The organism is Streptomyces sp. NC-S4 (assembly GCF_054353315.1).
In genome coordinates this window covers 6470142-6488395 of sequence record NZ_CM135937.1, presented here as the reverse complement: position 1 = coordinate 6488395, position 18254 = coordinate 6470142, and the positions used below count along the sequence as shown (strand labels likewise).

At 73.2% G+C, this 18254-nt stretch carries 18 protein-coding genes; 3 read left to right on the top strand and 15 right to left on the bottom strand.

Annotated elements, in window-relative coordinates; genetic code table 11:
* Window positions 1–36 precede the first annotated feature (36 nt).
* From ACXNSR_RS29230 to ACXNSR_RS29210, 5 genes are all read right to left on the bottom strand, one after another.
* Window positions 37–513: a hypothetical protein gene (locus ACXNSR_RS29230; protein ID WP_458638344.1), complete on the bottom strand. Its 477-nt coding sequence runs from the start codon at window positions 511–513 to the stop codon at window positions 37–39.
* 215 nt (window positions 514–728) lie between these two features.
* Complete coding sequence (locus ACXNSR_RS29225; RefSeq protein ID WP_458638343.1) at window positions 729–3329, bottom strand: polynucleotide kinase-phosphatase; 2601 nt, start codon at window positions 3327–3329, stop codon at window positions 729–731.
* On the bottom strand, window positions 3326–4843 hold the full coding sequence (locus ACXNSR_RS29220) for a 3' terminal RNA ribose 2'-O-methyltransferase Hen1 (protein ID WP_458638342.1): 1518 nt from the start codon (window positions 4841–4843) through the stop codon (window positions 3326–3328). Before ACXNSR_RS29220 ends, ACXNSR_RS29225 begins: the two co-directional genes overlap by 4 nt.
* A 136-nt stretch (window positions 4844–4979) precedes the next feature.
* Window positions 4980–5888 carry a homocysteine S-methyltransferase gene (mmuM, locus tag ACXNSR_RS29215; RefSeq protein ID WP_458638341.1) on the bottom strand — a complete coding sequence of 303 codons (909 nt, stop codon included), beginning with the start codon at window positions 5886–5888 and terminating at the stop codon, window positions 4980–4982.
* Between the two features lie 14 nt (window positions 5889–5902).
* A complete protein-coding gene (locus ACXNSR_RS29210; RefSeq protein WP_458638340.1) occupies window positions 5903–6826 on the bottom strand; it encodes an LLM class F420-dependent oxidoreductase in 924 nt (307 codons plus the stop codon).
* A 202-nt stretch (window positions 6827–7028) separates the two neighbouring features.
* Between ACXNSR_RS29210 and ACXNSR_RS29205 the strand changes: the two genes are divergently transcribed.
* On the top strand, window positions 7029–7283 hold the full coding sequence (locus ACXNSR_RS29205) for a hypothetical protein (protein ID WP_458638339.1): 255 nt from the start codon (window positions 7029–7031) through the stop codon (window positions 7281–7283).
* 61 nt (window positions 7284–7344) lie between these two features.
* Here ACXNSR_RS29205 and ACXNSR_RS29200 read toward each other — a convergent pair whose 3' ends face one another.
* From ACXNSR_RS29200 to ACXNSR_RS29185, 4 genes are all read right to left on the bottom strand, one after another.
* Window positions 7345–7830, bottom strand: a complete 486-nt coding sequence (locus ACXNSR_RS29200; protein ID WP_458638338.1) for a DUF6099 family protein — start codon at window positions 7828–7830, stop codon at window positions 7345–7347.
* A 123-nt stretch (window positions 7831–7953) separates the two neighbouring features.
* A complete protein-coding gene (locus tag ACXNSR_RS29195; RefSeq protein WP_458638337.1) occupies window positions 7954–8364 on the bottom strand; it encodes a nucleotide pyrophosphohydrolase in 411 nt (136 codons plus the stop codon).
* Window positions 8361–9638, bottom strand: coding sequence for an AAA family ATPase (locus tag ACXNSR_RS29190; RefSeq protein WP_458638336.1), 1278 nt, complete (start codon window positions 9636–9638; stop codon window positions 8361–8363). Before ACXNSR_RS29190 ends, ACXNSR_RS29195 begins: the two co-directional genes overlap by 4 nt.
* Before the next feature lie 67 nt (window positions 9639–9705).
* Complete coding sequence (locus ACXNSR_RS29185; RefSeq protein WP_030012729.1) at window positions 9706–10101, bottom strand: cell division protein SepF; 396 nt, start codon at window positions 10099–10101, stop codon at window positions 9706–9708.
* Between the two features lie 155 nt (window positions 10102–10256).
* Between ACXNSR_RS29185 and ACXNSR_RS29180 the strand changes: the two genes are divergently transcribed.
* Both ACXNSR_RS29180 and ACXNSR_RS29175 read left to right on the top strand, forming a co-directional pair.
* Window positions 10257–10976, top strand: coding sequence for a DUF2470 domain-containing protein (locus tag ACXNSR_RS29180; RefSeq protein ID WP_458638335.1), 720 nt, complete (start codon window positions 10257–10259; stop codon window positions 10974–10976).
* A gap of 82 nt (window positions 10977–11058) precedes the next feature.
* Window positions 11059–11979: an NADP-dependent oxidoreductase gene (locus ACXNSR_RS29175; protein ID WP_458638334.1), complete on the top strand. Its 921-nt coding sequence runs from the start codon at window positions 11059–11061 to the stop codon at window positions 11977–11979.
* Between the two features lie 73 nt (window positions 11980–12052).
* On the opposite strand, the gene ACXNSR_RS29170 is transcribed toward ACXNSR_RS29175, so the two are convergent.
* The 6 genes from ACXNSR_RS29170 to ACXNSR_RS29145 are packed head-to-tail and all read right to left on the bottom strand — an operon-like array spanning window position 12053 to window position 18240.
* Window positions 12053–12406 (bottom strand): 4Fe-4S binding protein, encoded by a 354-nt coding sequence (locus ACXNSR_RS29170; RefSeq protein ID WP_458638333.1) that lies wholly within the window; start codon window positions 12404–12406, stop codon window positions 12053–12055.
* Window positions 12403–13986, bottom strand: coding sequence for an FAD-dependent oxidoreductase (locus ACXNSR_RS29165; protein WP_458638332.1), 1584 nt, complete (start codon window positions 13984–13986; stop codon window positions 12403–12405). Before ACXNSR_RS29165 ends, ACXNSR_RS29170 begins: the two co-directional genes overlap by 4 nt.
* On the bottom strand, window positions 13983–15314 hold the full coding sequence (locus ACXNSR_RS29160; protein ID WP_458638331.1) for an LLM class flavin-dependent oxidoreductase: 1332 nt from the start codon (window positions 15312–15314) through the stop codon (window positions 13983–13985). The genes ACXNSR_RS29165 and ACXNSR_RS29160 overlap by 4 nt, the downstream gene beginning before the upstream one ends.
* A 50-nt stretch (window positions 15315–15364) precedes the next feature.
* Window positions 15365–16381: an ABC transporter permease gene (locus ACXNSR_RS29155; protein WP_458638330.1), complete on the bottom strand. Its 1017-nt coding sequence runs from the start codon at window positions 16379–16381 to the stop codon at window positions 15365–15367.
* Window positions 16378–17199, bottom strand: a complete 822-nt coding sequence (locus ACXNSR_RS29150) for an ABC transporter ATP-binding protein (RefSeq protein WP_458638329.1) — start codon at window positions 17197–17199, stop codon at window positions 16378–16380. The genes ACXNSR_RS29155 and ACXNSR_RS29150 overlap by 4 nt, the downstream gene beginning before the upstream one ends.
* 6 nt (window positions 17200–17205) lie before the next feature.
* Window positions 17206–18240 (bottom strand): ABC transporter substrate-binding protein, encoded by a 1035-nt coding sequence (locus tag ACXNSR_RS29145; RefSeq protein ID WP_458638328.1) that lies wholly within the window; start codon window positions 18238–18240, stop codon window positions 17206–17208.
* Window positions 18241–18254: the final 14 nt, after the last annotated feature.

Here is an 18254-nt window from a genome sequence, read left to right as displayed (position 1 = left end):
TTCCCAGACCGAACGGCTTTTTGACCTGGCGTCCGCTCAGCGAGGGGTACCGAGGCCGAGAAGCGCCGAAGGGGCGCCGGTGAGCTCCGGGGTGGTCAGGCCCAGTTCGGGCGCGGTCAGGTTCGGCACCCCGGAGTTGGAGGAGTCCGGCATCGTCAGCAGACCGCCGGCGACCAGACCGGGGGTCCGGGCGAGCAGGTCGGTGGCCGGCGCCTCCACGGAACCCTCGCCGTCCGTCTCGGGCTTGCCCAGCAGGTTCGGCAGCGGGGAGGTGACGAGGGTGCTGCCGAGCTCGGTGCCGACCGGCACCGACGGGAGCAGCGGGGTCGGAAGCATGTTCCCCTTGTGGAAACGGGGCGACTCCGGCGCCCCCACGACCGGCACCGGCACGCCGGTGCCCACGCGCGGGGTGTCCACGCCCAGCGTGGTCTTCACGGCGTCCAGCGGGACACCGACCGGCACCGACTGGGCCATGGCCGGGGTGGCCGCACCGGCCGCAGCCATACAGGTCATGAGCGCCGCAATGCTTCCGCGCGCGGTCATCTTCATAGGTGACGTTCCGTCCTTCCAGGGTCGCGGACACTCCGCTGCCCTGGATGAACGATCCCGCCGGCGGTTTTCCCGGCGTTCTCCGGGAAAGTTCCCCCATACGACCTAATTCGGGGCCGTACGGGGGCCACTCCTTTACGGGCCGTGCTGACGCGGCCCGGTCCTGCCCCGGTACGGGCTCACAGGCGCGGGTCGACCGGCTCCGACTCCAGCGCGAGCACCGCGAAGACCGCCTCGTGGACCCGCCACAGCGGCTCGTCGGCCGCCAGCCGGTCCAGCGCCTCCAGCCCGAGCGCGTACTCGCGCAGGGCGAGCGAGCGCTTGTGGCCGAGGAACCGCTCGCGCAGCCGCTCCAGTTGGGCGGGACGGGTGTACTCCGGGCCGTAGATGATCCGCAGGTACTCGCGCCCGCGCACCTTGACCCCGGGCTGGACCAGCCGGCCCCTGCCGTCCTTGGCGTAGGCCTGGAGCGGCTTGACGACCATGCCCTCGCCGCCGGCGGCCGTCAGTTCCAGCCACCAGTCGGTGCCGGCCCGTACGGAGTCCTCGTCCGCGGTGTCCACCAGGATCCGGCCGGTGCGCCGGAGCAGTCCAATACCGGCCGCCTCGTCCGCGGCGACCAGCCGGTCCAGCCAGAACAGCTGCTCGTCGTGCGGCACCGCCGTCAGCGACCGCCCGGCCACCGCCAGCAGCTGGAACGGCGCGAACCGTACGCCGTCCAGCCCGTCGGTGGTCCAGCAGTAGCGCCGGTAGGCGTCGGTGAAGGCGGCCGCGTCCTCGGCCCGGCCGCGCTGGCGCTCCAGCAGCTCGCCGGTGTCGACGCCCCGGGCGGTGGCCGCCTCCAGGGCGGCGAGCGCGCCCGGGAAGACGGCGCCGGAAGCCGCGCCGACGGCGGCGTACTGGTTGCGCAGCAGGCCGGTGGACTTCAGCGACCAGGGCAGGAGTTCCCCGTCGAGCAGCAGCCAGTCGGTGTCGAGCTCCTCCCACAGGCCCGCGTCGGTGACCGCCGAGCGCAGCCGGGTGAGGACCTCCTCGGTGACCTCCGGCTCCTTGAAGAAGGGCCGCCCGGTGCGGGTGTAGACGGAGCCCGTGGGGCCGTCGACGCCGAAGCGGGTCCGGGCCGCGTCGGCGTCCTTGCAGACCAGGACCGTGGCGCGGGAGCCCATGTGCTTCTCCTCGCACACCACCTGGGCGATGCCGTCCGCCCGGTACTGGGCGAAGGCCTCGGCCGGGTGCTCCAGGTAGCCCTCGACCCGGGAGGTCGCCGTGGGCGCCATCGTGGGCGGCAGGTACGGGACCAGGCGGGGGTCCACCGCGAAACGGCTCATGACCTCCAGGGCCGCCGCCGCGTTCTCCTCGCGGACGTTGACGTTGCCCAGGTGGCGGGTCTCCACGACCCGGCGGCCGTGCACGTCCGCCAGGTCGAGCGGGCGGCCGTCGTGGCCGCCCGGCGCCTCGGCGACGAGCGGCTTGACCGGCTCGTACCAGACCTTCTCGGCCGGTACGTCGACCAGTTCGCGCTCGGGCCAGCGCAGGGCGGTCATCCGGCCGCCGAAGACGGCACCCGTGTCGAGACAGATGGTGTTGTTGATCCAGGTGGTGTCGGGGACCGGTGTGTGGCCGTAGACCACGACGGCCTTGCCCCGGTAGTCCTCGGCCCACGGGTAGCGCACGGGCAGGCCGAACTCGTCGGTCTCGCCGGTGGTCTCGCCGTAGAGGGCGTGCGAGCGGACCCGGCCGGAGGTGCGGCCGTGGTACTTCTCGGGCAGTCCGGCGTGGCAGACCACCAGCCTGCCGCCGTCGAGGACGTAGTGGCTGACGAGGCCGCGGATGAACTCCCGTACCTCCTGGACGAACTCCTCCGGCTCCCCCTCCAGCTGCTCGATGGTCTCGGCGAGGCCGTGGGTCCGCTGGACCTTGGAGCCCTTCAGGTAACGGCCGAGCTTGTTCTCGTGGTTCCCGGGCACGCACAGGGCGTTGCCGGACTTCACCATGCCCATGACGCGGCGCAGGACGCCGGGGCTGTCGGGGCCGCGGTCGACGAGGTCGCCGACGAAGACGGCGGTGCGGCCCTCGGGGTGGACCCCGTCCTCGTATCCGAGCTTGGCGAGCAGGGTCTCCAGCTCGGAGGAACAGCCGTGGATGTCACCGACGATGTCGAAGGGGCCGGTGAGGTGGGTGAGGTCGTTGAACCGCTTCTCCAGGACCACCTCGGCGGTCTCGGCCTCCTCCACGGAGCGCAGTACGTGGACCTTGCGGAAGCCCTCGCGCTCCAGACCGCGCAGGGAGCGCCGCAGGTCGCGGCGGTGCCGCTGGATGACCGCGCGGGGCAGGCCGGCCCGGTCGGGGCGGGCGGCGTTGCGCTCGGCGCAGACCTGTTCGGGCATGTCCAGGACGATGGCGATCGGCAGGACGTCGTGCTCGCGGGCGAGCTGGACCAGCGAGCGGCGGGCGTCGGCCTGCACGCTGGTGGCGTCGACGACGGTGAGGCGGCCCGCGGCGAGGCGCTTGCCCGCGATGTAGTGCAGGACGTCGAAGGCGTCGCGGCTGGCGCTCTGGTCGTTCTCGTCGTCGCTGACCAGGCCCCGGCAGTAGTCGGAGGAGATGACCTCGGTGGCCTTGAAGTGCTTGCGGGCGAAGGTGGACTTGCCCGATCCGGTGGCCCCGATCAGGACGACGAGGGACAGGTCGGTGACGGGAAGTGTGCGCGTACGGGGGGTATCGGTGGTCTCGGTGGTCTCGGTGGTCTCGGTGGTCTCGGTGGTCTCGGTGCCGGTCATGCTGCCTCGCCCTCCTTCGGGGTGTCGGTGGGGATCGTGCCGGTGGCGGGAGTCGTGTCGACGGTGCCGGTGCCGTCGTGCTGGGTGAAGGCGGCCATCTGGGTCGGCGGACCGACCTCGGGGTCGTCGTCGCCGACGGGCACGTACCGGACCTGGTAGCCGTGGCGCTCCGCGACCTGCCCGGCCCAGGCACGGAACTCCTCGCGGTTCCACTCGAAGCGGTGGTCGCCGTGGCGGACGTGCCCGGCGGGCAGGGTCTCCCAGCGCACGTTGTACTCGACGTTCGGGGTGGTGACGAGGACCGTGCGGGGGCGGGCCGAGCCGAAGACCGCGTACTCCAGGGCGGGCAGCCGCTCCGGGTCCAGGTGCTCGATGACCTCGCTGAGCACGGCCGCGTCGTAGCCGGCCAGCCGCTTGTCGGTGTAGGCGAGCGAACCCTGGAGGAGCTTCAGGCGCGAGCTCTGCCGCTCGCCCATCCGGTCCAGCCGCAGCCGCCGGGCAGCGATCTGCAGGGCCCGCACGGACACGTCCATGCCGACGATCTCGGAGTACGCCGGGTCCCCGAGCAGCGCCTGGAGCAACTGCCCCTGGCCGCAGCCGAGGTCGAGCACCCGCTGGGCGCCGGCGAGCCTGAGGGCGGCGAGGATCGCCTCGCGCCGGTGCACGGCGAGCGGGACGGGCCGCTCCTCGGTGTCGCGGTTCTCGTCCACCGCGTTGTCGATCTCCTCGACCTCGCTGCCGTCGGCCTCGGCGAGGCGGACCAGTTCCAGGCGCTCGTTGGCGTCCTGGGTCAGCCGCTTGTGGCGGGCCAGGTAGCGGGAGGTGATCAGCCCGTTCTCGGGGTGGGCGGCGAGCCAGCCGTCCCCGGCGCGCAGCAGCTTGTCGACCTCGTCCGGGGAGATCCAGTAGTGCTTGGCGTCGTCGAGGACCGGCAGCAGCACGTAGAGCTGCCGCAGGGCGTCGGCGAGGCGCAGTTCGCCCTCCAGGACGAGCCGTACGTAGCGGGAGTCCCCCCACTCGGGGAACTGCTCGTCGAGCGGTACGGCCTCGGCCCGGACGAGGTCCCAGCCGAGCGGGCCGAACAGCCGGTGCACGAGGGCGGCGCCGCCGCGGGCGGGCAGCACCGGTATCTCGACGCGCAGCGGCCGGGCCTGCTCCGGGAGCTCGGGGCGGGCGGTGCACTGCCCCTTGAGCGCGGTGCGGAACACCGTGCTGAGTGCGACGGCGAGCAGCGAGGACGCGGCGTACGGCCGGTCGTTCACGTACTGCGCGAGCGCGGCGTCGGGCGCCCCGCCCCGGCCCTTGCCCCGGCCGCGCCGCACGAGCGCGACGGGGTCCACCTCGAGCAGCAGCGCCGCCGTGCACCGCTCGGCCGATGCTTCGGGATAGAACACGTGGGCGGTGCCGTGGGAGGTGGAGAACGCCTGCGTCCTACCGGGATGCTTGTGCAGCAGGTAGCCCAGGTCGGTGGCGGGTCGTTCGGGGGAGCCGGTGGCGGAGATCGTCAGGAACACACGACCGAGTATCGTCCGTGGCCCTCCCCGCCGACCAGGGATTTTCTCTCCGATGACAACATACGCCCGGCACTGCGCGACAACGCGTCGGGGCGACTCGGCGTCGGCGCCGCGGCCCGTCGGACGGCCCGGACCGTCAGCTTGCGCGAACGGTCCGGGCCAGGTCCGCGATCCGGTCCGGGCCGATGCGGCAGCAGCCGCCGATGAGGCGGGCACCGGTGGCGTACCAGGCCTCCGTGGGCCAGGGGGCGGGGGTTTCGGGGCTGTGCCAGGTGCGGGTGGTGGCGTTCCAGACCGAGCCGTCGTTGGGGTAGGCCAGCAGCGGCTTGGCGGTGACGGCGGCCGCGGCCCCGAGGGCGGGCAGGACCTCGGCCGGGTCGCAGCAGTTGACTCCGACCGCGATGACCTCCGGGGCAGCGGCGGCGAGGGCGAAGGCCTCGCCGAGGGGCTGTCCGGCCCGGGTGCGGCCGCCGGCCACCGTGTACGAGAGCCAGACGGGGACGCCGCTCCCGGCCAGGACGGTCAGGAGCGCCTCGGCCTCGTCGCTGTCCGGGACGGTCTCCACGGCCAGGACGTCGGGGCCGGCGGCGAGCAGGGCCTCGATGCGGGGGCGGTGGAAGGCGGCGAGCTCGCGCACGCCCAGCCCGTACCGTCCGCGGTATTCGGAGCCGTCTGCGAGCACCGCTCCGTACGGGCCCACGGAGGCGGCCACCCACACCTCGTGGTCGGCGGCCTCGGCCGCCCGGGCTGCCAGGCCCACGCTGCGCCGCAGCAGGGCGGTGGTCTCGGCGCGGGCGTGGCCGTGGGCGGCGAAGGCCTCGTAGCCGACCTGGTAGCTGGCGGTGATGAGCACCTCGGCGCCGGCCCGGGCGTACGCCGTGTGGGCGGCCGCCACCTGGTCCGGGTGCTCGGCGAGCACCCGGCCCGACCAGAGGTCGCCGGACAGGTCGCAGCCCTGGGCGGCGAGCTGGTTGCTGAGTCCGCCGTCCAGGAGTACGGCCCTGCGGGCCAGGGCTTCGGCGAGCGGGCCGGACGCGCGTGGCATCGGTTCGCCGCCTCCTAGCGGAGCTGGGAGAGCACCCGGGCGGAGATCAGCTCCAGGTGGTCCAGGTCGTCGAGGTCGAGCAGCTGGAGGTAGACGCGGGAGGAGCCGGCGGCGCCGTAGGCTCCGATCTTCTCGACGACCTCGTCCGGGGAGCCGGCCAGGCCGTTGGCCTTGAGCTCGTCGACGTCGCGGCCGATGGCGGCGGCCCGGCGGGCCACCTCGGCGTCGTCCTTGCCCACGCAGACGACGAGGGCGTTGGAGTAGCGCAGGTCGTCGGCCTTGCGGCCGGCCTCCTCGGCGGCCTGCCGGACCCGGGCGAACTGCCGCTCGCTGTCGGCGATCGACGCGAAGGGCATGTTGAACTCGTCCGCGTACCGGGCGGCGAGCCGCGGGGTGCGCTTGGCTCCGTGGCCGCCGATGAGGACGGGGACCTTGGCCTGGGCGGGCTTGGGGAGCGCGGGCGAGTTCTCCACCCGGTAGTGCTTGCCCGCGTAGTCGAAGGAGGCGCCGGCCTCGGTGGCCCACAGGCCGGTGACGACGGCCAGCTGCTCCTCCAGCCGGGACATCCGGTCCGCCGGGAAGGGGATCCCGTAGGCCTTGTGCTCCTGCTCGAACCAGCCCGCGCCGAGGCCCAGTTCGATGCGCCCGCCGGACATCTGGTCGACCTGGGCCACCTGGATGGCGAGGACTCCGGGCAGCCGGAAGGTTCCTGCCGTCATCAGCGTGCCGAGGCGGATCCGCTTGGTCTCCCGGGCCAGGCCCGCGAGGGTGATCCAGGCATCGGTGGGTCCGGGCAGGCCGTCGGCGGAGCCCATGCTCAGGTAGTGGTCGGAGCGGAAGAACGCGTCGAAGCCCAGGTCCTCGGTGGCCTTGGCGACGGTCAGGAGGGTGTCGTAACTCGCACCCTGCTGCGGCTCGGTGAAAACGCGAAGATCCATGCCCCCATCCTGCCCTTCCCGCCCCGGCAGGGTGAATCTTCCGTCAACCGGACGGACCACCGCGGGCCCGCCAGTGACCGGCCCGGACGGGGATCGTTGGCCCGGTCGGAGCCGGACCGCCCGGCCCGCGCGCCGGCGGCGTCCCGCTGGTGCGTCCATCGCCCCCTTCCGCCCCGGAAGGGCCGGGGCCGAGGAGGCCGCCATGTCGCACGAGGCCGTGCCGGAGACCCGCCGACACACCGGACCGACCGGACGGGCGGCGCGGGCAGCACATGACGGCTCGCGTCAGGACCCGGCGGCCGCCGCCCAGGACGGCGGCGCGCCGAAGGGCCTGCTGCAGCAGATGGAAGACCTGATGACCGCGCTGAACGACGACCTGTCGCGGCTCGACGCCGATCTCCAGGCCTCCACGGACCGCGCCCCCGAGGGCGAGCGCCGCTCGCACCGGCCGTCCTGACCGGGCGGGTCCCGCCGCGCACGGCGGGACCCTGGGCCGTCCCTTTCGGATCCTGCCGGGCTCAGGCCACGCCCGAGGCCGACCCCCGCTCACGGACCACCATGCGGCGCAGGATCGCCCGTACCCGGTCGCTCGACTCGTCGGCCGCGTCGATCGACTCTATGCACTGCCAGTACAGGGCCTCGTCGTCCGTCGCGCAGGCCACCCCGACCAGGGCTATCCCCACTTCGCCCAGCAGCGCCTGGAGTCCGAGCAGCGCCTGCCGGACATCCGCCACCTCGCTCAACTGCGCCGCCCGAGGCGGATGTTCGGGCGCACTGCCCTCTCCGCGCAGGGCCGCCCGGTCGAGCACCCCGCATCCTCTGCCTCCCGCTTCCCCCAGTCCTCGTGCCTCCGATCTCAGCTCCGGCGGCCCGTTGACCGCCAGATAGCTCCCTACGCCCTGCGCGAGCGCCTGGGCCTGCCAGGCCTCGCCCACGATGTCCCACGCGACCCCGCTCTGTGCCAGCGCGTGCCGGCCGGCCGCGATGAGCCGTACCGCATCCATATGCCGTCCCCCGTCCGCACGACATCCCGCCGTCCTCACCACTACCCAGAGTGAGGGCAATGAGCCAGTAAAGCCAGGGGTATTCGGAAAATGTGGACACAAACGTGATTGTGGATGAGTCCATCACTCCGAAGAGTGACTATTCGGTGTCGATGTACCTCGCACAGGAAAGCGGAGTTCGTTCCTCTCGATCTTCGCGGCGAGCGCATCCAGCACATCCACCCCGAGAACCTCACAGAACTGCAGCAGATACGCGAGCACGTCGGCCACCTCGTCGGCCACGCGGTGGGCCGATTCCGGCTTCTCCATCACCTTCGCCGACTGCTCGGGGGTCAGCCACTGGAAGATCTCGACCAGTTCGGACGCCTCCACGCTGAGCGCCACGGCCAGGTTCTTGGGCGTGTGGTACGGCTCCCAGCCCCGGGCCGCCGCGAACTGCGCCAGCCGGCGCTGCAGTCGGTCCAGCCGCTCCTCGGGGCGTCGGTCGGGCCGCCGTTCGGGCGGCTGCGGCGGCTCCTGCTGCGTCTCGTTCATGCCCCCAGGTCTACCATCGCGACGCCCGCGAGGTCGCGGGCGGCGGCCGCGGTCCCCTCCCCCACCGCCGCCACCAGCCGGATGTGACCGCGGCCGCAGGACAGCAGGGCCAGGCGCAGCAGCTCGGCGCTCTGGCGCCGGTCGAGACCACGGTCGAAGCCGTCGGCCAGCACCGTCAGCGCCTGCCGTGCGGAGAGCAGTTCGGCCGCGGGGTCCACGGCCAGCACGCCCGGCCCGGTCAGCAGGACCAGCGCCAGCGCGAGGAAGCGGAGTTCGCCCGCGCCCAGCCGGGCCAGTTCCGTGGCGGGCCGGCCGGGGCCCCGGTCCAGTACCGCCGCCACGCGGCCGCCGCCCGCGGGAGCCCGTACGTCCAGCCCCGCGACGGGCCCCGCGCAGCCGGTGCGGGCCGCCTCGGCCAGCAGCGCGTGGCGGGTGCCGCATTCGCTGCGGGTCCGGCGCAGCACGTCGGCCAGGTTGGCGCAGTCCCCGAGCAGCCGGCCCTCGCCCGGCGGGACGGCGGCGCGCATCCGGTCCGGGCGGGGGTCGCACGGGAACACCGCGCGCAGGGCCACGACCACCTGCTCGGCGGCGGCCAGGACCTGGCGCTGGCCCGCGGTGGAACCGGCGACGCGCAACGGGAGCAGTGCCGTGCCGAGCAGGTCGTCGGGCAGCGGGGCCCTGGTGACGCCGATGGCGCCGCCGGTCAGCCAGGCGGCCTGGACCGAGCGCCGGCCGGGGTCGCGCAGGGCGGTGGCGAGCAGGATCTGCCCGTCCTGCGAAAGCCGTTCGCCGACGATCCGCAGCGTGGGCTCGGCCTGGACGGCGAGGTCGAGCCGGACCGGGCCGACGGGCCCGTCCACGGTGCAGCCGAGGCGGAACCCGCGCCGGTGCTGCGCGTCGGGGACGGCCCGGTCGGGAATGCGGGCGCGCGGATCCGGGAAGGCCCGCTCCAGCGCGAGCCCGGAGCCCAGCCCGGCCAGGGCCTCGTAGGCGGCCAGGACATGGGACTTGCCGCTGCCGCTCGGCCCGGCGAAGAGGGTGAGGGGGCCGAGCGGGAAGACCGCCGAGCGGTGCGGCCCGAAGGCGGAGAGCCGCAGCTCGGTGACCACGGGCCGGGGCTCCCGCCGCGCGGGCTCCGCGGCGGGCCGCTCGGCGGGCTCAGCGGCGGGCCGCTCGGCGGCCGGTCGTCCGGCTGCGGGGAAATCGGTGCGGGGGTCGGCTAACGCGACGGCGTCGGCGGTGCGCCCCGCCGTCGCGTCCAGGGTGGCGTCCATGCGCGGGACGGTACGGCCCGCCGGACCCCCCGTGGCTCCGGCGAACCGTTCCCTCGCGGGGACCTTCCTACGATCGGGGGACGGCCGCGGCCGCGATCCCCTCGACCTCGGTCCCCACCGGCGCGAGCAGGAAGACGTTCCGGTCCACCCGGTGCATCCCGCTGCCCAGGCCGAAGACCACGCCGCTGCTGAAGTCCAGGATCCGCTTGGCCACTTCGCTGTCCGCGCCGGTGAGGTCGAGCAGGACCGGGATCTGCGCGATCAGGTACTCCGCCACCTCCCGCGCGTCCGCGAAGATCTGGACTCTGATCACCACGAAGCGCCGCTGCTCCGCCGCCGACGCTCCGGGCGCCGTCGGAATCGTGCGGTGGTCCACCCGGGAGGGCCATTCGTTGCGACTGCGCAGGGGGACCACCTGCGCGAGCCCCTCCCACTGTTCGTCGGTGACGTCGTACCTGCTCACCGGGCCGCCTCGGCCGTGCGCTTCATGTGCATCCCCCCATCCTCTCGTGTTTCACCCGTTCAGCCCAACAACGACACGAGCGGGCCGGGTACTCTCGGAGAGCCGGATAGGTTAGGTTAGGCATACCTAAGTCACTCGGACGAGGAGAGATCCGCATGCGCCTGTTCGGTGCCCCCGCCACCCCGGCCGACCGGCCCACCGATGCCGAGCGCATCCGGTCGATCCTCACCGCCGCCCACTCCATGACCGTGATCACCGACGGGCAGCGGTCCGAGGTCCGCCACCTCGACGGCAGCGACCCGATGGGACGGCTGCACCTGCACCCCGCCGAGCCCGGCGGCGAGTCCGAGTACCGGCCCTCGATCCGGCTGGAGTTCACCGACATCGCCCCCACCCCCGTACGGGACCGGGTGCGCGCCCGCGTCACCGTGCTGGGCCGTCTGCTCACCCCCTACGCCGACCTGGCCCAGGGTTCGGGCGCCGACTCCGCCTGCATGGAGTTCGACCGGGCCGTCCTGGAGACCCCGGAAGGCCTCTCGCACGTCGGCCTCGAAGAGCTCGACGCGGCCTGCCCCGACCCGCTGTCCCCGTACGAGGCGGGCATGCTCACGCACCTCCTCGACGACCACCACGACCTGGTCACCCTGCTGCTGCGGCTGGTCCGGCCGCAGCCCACCGCCGCCGTGCTGCGCGCGCTGCCGGTCGCCATGGACCGGTACGGGATCACCCTGCGGCTGGAGGAGCGGCGCGGCCACCGCGACGTGCGGCTGCCCTTCCCCTCGCCCCTCGACGACGTCGAGCAGGCCGGTACGCAGATCCAGGCGCTCTTCAGCGCGGCCCGGCGGAGCTCGCACCGCAACACCCTGCCGGCCTGACGGCCTGGCAGCCTGACGGCCTGACGGCCTGACGGCCTGACGTGCCGGAATACCCGGCCGCGGACCCGCGTTGGGAACGATCATGAAGGCCATCACGTACAGCGCATACGGAACTCCCGCCGCACTCCAGCTCGTTGACTTACCGCGCCCCAAGGTGGGACCGGGCGAGGTGCTCGTCCGCGTCAAGGCCGCCGGGGTCAACCCGGTGGACTGGAAGCTCGCCGCCGGATACCTCGACCCGATCCTCGAAGTCCGCTACCCGGTCATACCCGGCTGGGACGTGGCCGGAGTCGTCGAAGCGGTCGGCGAGGACACCTTCGACTACGCCATCGGCGACGAGGTCTACGGCTACGTCCGCAAGGAGTGGGTCGAACTCGGCACGTACGCAGAGCTGGTGTCCGCCCCCGTCCGCACCCTCGCCCGCAAGCCCCGCGAGCTGAGCTTCGAGCAGGCCGCGGGCATCCCGCTGGCCGGCCTCACCGCCTACCAGTCGCTCACCCGCGCCGGCCTCAAGGCCGGGGAGACCGTCGTCATCCACTCCGCGGCCGGCGGCACCGGATCCTTCGGCGTGCAGATCGCGGTCGCGCTCGGCCTGCGGGTCATCGGCACGGCGGGCGCGCACAACCACGCGTACCTGCGCTCCCTCGGCGCGGAACCCGTGCTGTACGGGGAGGGTCTGGCGGACCGGATCCGCGAGCTCGCGCCCGACGGCGTCGACGCGGGTCTGGACTTCTACGGCGACGACGTGATCGAGACGCTCCAGTCCCTGGTCAAGGAGCGCCACCGGGTGGTCTCCATCGCCGACTACAACGCGGCCGCCAAGGGCGCCCACCAGCTGTGGGTGCGCCCGGACACCGCCGACCTGACCTTCCTGGCGGAACTGGCCGACGCGGGGAAGCTCACGGTCAACGTGGAGCACGCGCTGCCGCTCGCCGAGGCCGCCAGGGCCTGGGAGCTGAGCGCCGCGGGCCGCACCCGCGGCAAGATCGTCCTTACCGTCTGACCGGCCGCCGGCCGCCGGCCTCGCGGCATACGTGCGCGCCGCCGGAGCCCGGGCTCCGGCGGCGCGCACGCGCTCAGGACGTGATCGGCGGCGCGGACCGGCCCAGCGGCGGCCCGATCGCCCGCAGCGATCCGGGCGTGCGCCCTTCGCCCCAGCCGATGTGGCGCCGGTAGCTGCCGAGCAGCCCGCGGCCCACCAGCCCCGCTTCGTCCCGTACGGCCGGATCCTCGGGAAGGGGGCGGGTCAGCGGGGCCACGAACAGCGCGTCCACCGGGCAGTTCGCCTCGCACAGGAAGCAGGTCTGGCAGTCCTCCTGCCGGGCGAGCAGCGGAATCCCCCCGGGCCCCCGTTCGAAGACATCCGTCGGGCACACCTCCACACACTTGTCGCAGGCTATGCAGCGCTCCGCCGAGACGAGTTCGATCACGCCGCCACCGCCGTTACCGCCGCCGGCCTGCTCCACACCCGGTCCAGGCCGCCCACCAGGATCCGGTGGTGCTGGGCCGGGTCCTGGTCCGGATGGTCGAGGCGCCTGGCCATCCCCCGGCTCTCCGACCGGGCGAGGGCGGCCGTGTACATCCAGCGCGCGTGCGCCGTCATCGCCGCCGCCTGCCGGGCCCTGACCAGGTCGGCCCCCTCGCCGTGCAGGCCCGCGCGCAGCTGCGACCACGCCGTGTCGAGGGTGCGCAGGGAGGCCGCCAGGACATCGCCGCGGCGGAGGTAGTTCTTGTCGTAGGGGAGCGCCTCCCGCTGTACGAGCGCCACCGCCTCACGGGGTTCCGGTCCGGCGGCCGCGTTCCCCGTCGGGCGCAGGCCCGCACCGCCGGCGCCGGTGACGGGACGGCCCGCGGCGCGGCCGGGGCCGAGGGACAGGGCGTGTCCGGCGGCGCCCCGGCCCGCCCAGCTGCCCGAGGAGATGGCCCAGGCGGCATTGTGGCTGCCGCCTCCGGTGAAACCTCCGCAGATCTCCTCGCGGGTGGCCGCGTCCCCGGCGGCGTACAGCCCGGGCACTCCGGTGGCGCAGTCGTCGGCGGTGATCCGGATGCCGCCGGTGCCGCGGACCGTGCCCTCGGCGAGCAGGGTGACGGCGAACCGGTCGGCGAAGGGGTCGATGCCGAGCCGGTCGAAGGTGAGGAAGAAGTTGGGCTGCGCGAGGCGCATCGCGGCCCGGGCCGCTTCGTCGGCGCGGTCGAGGCGCGCGTGGACGCGGGCTCCGGTGAGCAGTTCGCGGGCGATCACCGAGCGGCCGCCCTGGCTCGCCGCGCCCTCCAGGACGCTGCCGTCCTCCCGGTAGAAGGTGGCGAAGGAGTAGAAGGCGGTCTTGGTGACGGAGGTCCCCTCGGGGGCGATCCCGTAGGCGTTGGAGAACTCCATCCCGGAGAGCTCCGCCCCGGCCTCGGCGGCGAGGAGCGCGCCGTCGCCGGTGTTGGTGTTGGTGCCGAGGGCCCCGCTGAGGAAGGCGCAGCCGCCGGCGGCCAGGACCACCGCACCGGCCCGGACCCGGTAGGACTCGCGGAGCTGGCGGCGGTAGCCGGCGGCGCCCGCGACGGCCCCGTCGGCGTCGGTGAGCAGCTCGGTGACCGGGCTGTGGTCGAGGACGCGGACCCCGGCCCGGCGGATCCGGATGCGCATCCGCCGCATGTACTCGGGGCCCTGCAGGCCGCCCCGCAGCGGCTGCCCGTCAGGGCCGGTGGGGAACGGGTAACGGCCCTGCGCGGCCAGCTCGTTCATCCGGTCGTAGGTCTCGTCGAGGACCCGGGCCATCCAGCGCCGGTCGGCCAGGTACCCGCCGAGGCCCTCCCGCGAGGCCATGGCCGCTTCCCGGGCGGCGGGTTCGGGCGGGACGTACCAGACGCCGGTGCCGCCCGCGGCCGTGGCGCCGCTCGTTCCGCAGTAGCCCTTGTCCGCGAGGACGACCCGGGCGCCCGCCTCGGCGGCCTTGAGGGCGGCCCAGGTGGCGGCCGGTCCGCCGCCGACGACGAGGACGTCGGTGGCGTGGTCGGTCATGAACCCTCCCGCGCGTAGCGGTTGACGGGTCGGGCCAGGCCGTAGTTCTCGCGGAGGGTGGCGCCCGTGTATTCGGTCCGGAAGAGCCCGCGCCGCTGGAGGATCGGTACGACGTGGTCGACGAAGGCGGTCAGGCCGGTGGGCAGGACCGGCGCCATGATGTTGAAGCCGTCGGCGGCTCCCTGCGTGAACCACTCCTGGAGCTGGTCGGCGATCTGCTCGGGGGTGCCGGCGAAGACGCGGTGCCCGCGGCCGGCGCCGAGGCGGGCGATCAGCTCGCGCAGGGTCAGGCCGTCGCGGCGGGCGAGTTCGGCGACGAGGGTGAAGCGGCTCTTGTTCCCGTTGACGTCCCGCTCCTCGGGCAGGTCGGGGAGCGGACCGTCCAGCGGCAGGCCGGTGAGGTCCACGTTCAGCATCCCGGAGAGCTGGGCGAGGCCGTACTCCGGTACCTGGAGGTCGGTGAGCTGCTGCTCCAGGGCCTTGGCCTCGGCCTCGGTGGATCCGATGACCGGGGCGATGCCGGGCAGGACGAGGAGGTCGCTCTCGGCACGGCCGTACTTGGCGAGGCGGGACTTGAGGTCCTTGTAGAAGGTCTGGCCGTCGGCGAGGGTCTGCTGGGCGGTGAAGACGGCCTCGGCGTACTGGGCCGCGAACTCCTTGCCGTCCTCGGAGGAACCGGCCTGCACGAGCAGCGGGTGGCCCTGGGGGGAGCGCGGGACGTTGAGCGGTCCGGCGACGGCGAAGTGCTCGCCGCGGTGGGCGGCGGGGTGCAGCTTGTCGGTGTCGGCGTAGATGCCGCGCTCCTTGTCGAGGACGATCGCGTCGTCCTCCCAGCTGTCCCAGAGCTTGGTGGCGACGTCGAGGAACTCGCGGGCCCGCTCGTAGCGGAGGTGGTGCTCCAGGTGCTCGTCGCGGTTGAAGTTGCGGGCCTCGTCGACGGTGCCGGAGGTGACGATGTTCCAGCCGGCCCGGCCGCCGCTGATGTGGTCGAGGGAGGCGAACTTGCGGGCCAGGTTGTAGGGCTCGTTGAAGGTGGTGGAGACGGTGGCGATGAGTCCGATGTGCTCGGTGACGGCGGCGATGGCGGAGAGCAGGGTGAGCGGCTCGAAGCCGCCGAGGGCGTTGTGGCGGGCCTTGCCCCAGAGGGCGACCCCGTCGGCGAAGAAGATGGAGTCGAGCAGTCCGCGTTCGGCGGTGCGGGCCAGGTCCTGGAAGTACCGCAGGTCGGTGATCAGCTCGGGCCGGCTGTCGGGGTGGCGCCAGGCGGCGTCGTGGTGACCGGCGTTCATCAGGAAGGCGTTGAGGTGGAGGGTGCGGTTCGCGGTCATGGCTGTTCCTCGGGATTCGGGGGTGGTGCGGTGGGGGCGCCGCGCGCGGGTCAGGCGGGGACGCGCCAGGTGCTCAGGCGGCGTTCGATCGTGACCAGCAGTTGGTTGAAGGCCACGCCGACGGCGGAGATGGTGACGATGCCCGCGTACATCTGCGGGATCGCGAAGTTGTACTGCGAGGCGTTGATCAGGTAGCCGAGTCCCGCCTTGGCGCCGATCATCTCGGCGGCCACCAGGACGAGGATGGAGACGGCGCCGGCCAGCCGGATGCCGGTGAAGATGGCCGGTACGGAGGACGGCAGGATCACCTTCTGGAAGAGCCTGGGGGTGGACAGGTCCATCGAGCGGGCCAGTCTGACCAGGGTGGGGTCGGCGTTGCCCACCGCGCTGATGGTGTTCAGCAGGACCGGCCATAGGCAGGCGTAGACGACGATCGAGACCTTCGAGGTCTCGCCGATGCCGAGGAGCAGGACGAAGACCGGCAGCAGGGCCAGTGCAGCGGTGTTGCGGAACACCTCCAGCAGCGGGCCGAGCAGCGCGGCGACCGGCCGGTACCAGCCGATGAGCAGGCCGAGCGGGACCGCGATGACGACGGCGATGCCGAAGCCGCCGAAGGAGCGGGCGAGGCTGGCCCGGGTGTGCTGGCCGAGCTGGCCGTTGCCCAGGAGGTCCCACCAGGCCGTGGCGACCTCGCTGACCGGTGGCAGGAAGGTGGCGTCGACGAGGCCGAGGCGCGGGGCGGTCTCCCAGAGGGCGAGCAGGGCGACGAGGGCCGCGGAGCGCAGGGCGGCGGCCCGCAGCCAACGGCCGAGCAAGCCGGCGGCCTTGCGGACGCTGGACGCAGCCCTGCCAGCGCCCTTCGGCGCCGCCGCGGCATCCGGTCCGGTGACGGGAGCCGCGGGGGACTCCGGGCGGGCGGGTGCCGTCGTGGGCCGGCTCGCGCTGCGCAGGCGGCGTGCCAGCAGGGACGGGACGCCGGTGCGGGTCCTGCGGGGCTCGCGTTCGGCGGGCGCCGGGTCCTGCCCGGCCCGGGCGTCGGTGGTGGGGGTGGAGATGTTCGTGGTCATACGGTGGCCTCCTCCTTCTCCAGTTGCTGGGCACGGGCCACCTCGTCGTGGAGCAGGGTCCAGATCTCGTGGCGATAGCGGGCGAACTCGGGGCTGGAACGCAGGTCCTCACCCTGGAAACCGGCGCCGCGGGCGCCGAAGGTGACCGGGACGATCTCCTTGACCCGGCCCGGGCGGGAGGTCATGACGGCCACCTTCTGGCCGAGGTACACCGCCTCCTCGATGCCGTGCGTGATGAAGACGACGGTCTTGCCGGTGCGCTGCCAGATGCGCCGCAGCTCGTCCTGGAGGGACTCGCGGGTCTGCGCGTCGAGGGCGGCGAACGGCTCGTCCATCAGCAGCACGTCCGGGTCGTACGCCAGCGATCGCGCGATGGCGACGCGCTGGCGCATACCGCCGGAGAGCTCGTGCGGGTGCCGGTCCTCGAAGCCGGTGAGGCCCACGAGGTCCAGGAACTCCCGTGCCCTCGCGCCCCGTTCGCGGCGCGGGACGCCGGTCGCCTCCAGGCCGAACTCGACGTTGCCGAGCGCCGTCCGCCAGGGCAGCAGGGCGTACTGCTGGAAGACGATCCCCCGGTCCAGGCCCGGCCCGGTGATCGGCTTGCCGTCGAGCAGGATCCGCCCGGACGACGGCCGGGTCAGTCCGCCGAGCAGGTCCAGGAGGGTGGACTTGCCGCAGCCGCTGGGGCCCACGACCACCACGAACTCCCCCGACTCGATCTCCAGGTCGATGCCGTCGAGCGCGGTGAACCGCTCCCGCTTCTTCTTGTCCTTCGTCGGGAAGGTCTTGGTCACGTCCTCGAACACGATCTTCGCCATGCCGGGTCAGCCCTTCCCGAAGCCGTTGAACTCGTTCGTGTAGAGGTCGGCGGCCTTGAGCTGCCCCTGCTTGATCTCGCCGCGCTCGCCGAGCCAGTCGAGCCAGAGCTGGAACTCCTTGTCCTCGATCCGGCCGCCCGTCTCGGCGACGCCGTACGAGCGCCAGTACTGGAGGGTGGCGGTGTCCTCGTTGCGGCCGCGCTTCTTGACGATCTCGGTCTGCCGGGCGATGACCTCCTCGCGCGGGGTGGTGCGGGCCCACTCGATGGCCTTGGCCACGCCCGTCACGAAGGTCCGTACGGTGTCCGGGTTCTCCTTGATGAACCGCTCGGTCATGATGTAGGAGCCCGCGCTGAACTTGCCGAGCAGGTCGAAGTCGCTGAACAGCGGCCTGATCCCGCCGCCGGCGACGGCCTTGTCGCGCAGGATCCCGCCCAGCACGCCCACGTCGATCTGCTTCTGGCGCAGCACCTGGTCGGTGTTGACGGGCGGCACCACGAGCGACTCGACCTTCGCGGAGTCGGCCTTGGCGAGGCCGTTGCGGCTCAGGTAGATGTCGAGGACGGCCTGGGAGTGCGCGCCCAGGGTGTTCATGCCGACCTTCTTGCCGAGGAGGTCGCGGGCGGAGCGGATCGGGCTGTCCTCCAGGACGTAGTAGCCGCTGTACGAGAACTCGTCGACGCCGTAGTAGGAGATGACGGCCTTGATGGGGGCCTTGCTGGAGGCGAGCTTGACGATCGCGCCGTTGAAGGCGCCGCCGAAGTGGGTCTGGCCGGTGGCGGCGGACTGGATGTCCTGCGGACCGCTGATGGTGTTGCCGACCCACTCCAGCGTGAGGTCGCCCAGGTATCCGAGGTCGGCGGCGAGTTCGGGGAGCGTGACGGCGCCGACCGAGCCCTGGTACTTCAGGGTCTTGACCTGGGCACCGGAACCGCCGCCGCGCGCGGTGGCCGTGCCGCAGCTCACCGCGGCCGCCGAGATGCCGAGCAGGGCGAGGAACTGGCGTCGGGAGGTGGTGGTCGAGGTGAAGGCTGCGGACATGACGGTTCCTTGTC

Coding starts and splice junctions, on each gene's coding strand:
- ACXNSR_RS29230 (WP_458638344.1), bottom strand. CDS start 513: ATGACCTGTATGGCTGCGGCCGGTGCGGCCACCCCGGCCATGGCCCAG.
- ACXNSR_RS29225 (WP_458638343.1), bottom strand. CDS start 3,329: ATGACCGGCACCGAGACCACCGAGACCACCGAGACCACCGAGACCACC.
- mmuM (WP_458638341.1), bottom strand. CDS start 5,888: ATGCCACGCGCGTCCGGCCCGCTCGCCGAAGCCCTGGCCCGCAGGGCC.
- ACXNSR_RS29210 (WP_458638340.1), bottom strand. CDS start 6,826: ATGGATCTTCGCGTTTTCACCGAGCCGCAGCAGGGTGCGAGTTACGAC.
- ACXNSR_RS29205 (WP_458638339.1), top strand. CDS start 7,029: ATGTCGCACGAGGCCGTGCCGGAGACCCGCCGACACACCGGACCGACC.
- ACXNSR_RS29200 (WP_458638338.1), bottom strand. CDS start 7,830: ATGGATGCGGTACGGCTCATCGCGGCCGGCCGGCACGCGCTGGCACAG.
- ACXNSR_RS29195 (WP_458638337.1), bottom strand. CDS start 8,364: ATGAACGAGACGCAGCAGGAGCCGCCGCAGCCGCCCGAACGGCGGCCC.
- ACXNSR_RS29190 (WP_458638336.1), bottom strand. CDS start 9,638: ATGGACGCCACCCTGGACGCGACGGCGGGGCGCACCGCCGACGCCGTC.
- ACXNSR_RS29180 (WP_458638335.1), top strand. CDS start 10,257: ATGCGCCTGTTCGGTGCCCCCGCCACCCCGGCCGACCGGCCCACCGAT.
- ACXNSR_RS29175 (WP_458638334.1), top strand. CDS start 11,059: ATGAAGGCCATCACGTACAGCGCATACGGAACTCCCGCCGCACTCCAG.
- ACXNSR_RS29165 (WP_458638332.1), bottom strand. CDS start 13,986: ATGACCGACCACGCCACCGACGTCCTCGTCGTCGGCGGCGGACCGGCC.
- ACXNSR_RS29160 (WP_458638331.1), bottom strand. CDS start 15,314: ATGACCGCGAACCGCACCCTCCACCTCAACGCCTTCCTGATGAACGCC.
- ACXNSR_RS29155 (WP_458638330.1), bottom strand. CDS start 16,381: ATGACCACGAACATCTCCACCCCCACCACCGACGCCCGGGCCGGGCAG.
- ACXNSR_RS29150 (WP_458638329.1), bottom strand. CDS start 17,199: ATGGCGAAGATCGTGTTCGAGGACGTGACCAAGACCTTCCCGACGAAG.
- ACXNSR_RS29145 (WP_458638328.1), bottom strand. CDS start 18,240: ATGTCCGCAGCCTTCACCTCGACCACCACCTCCCGACGCCAGTTCCTC.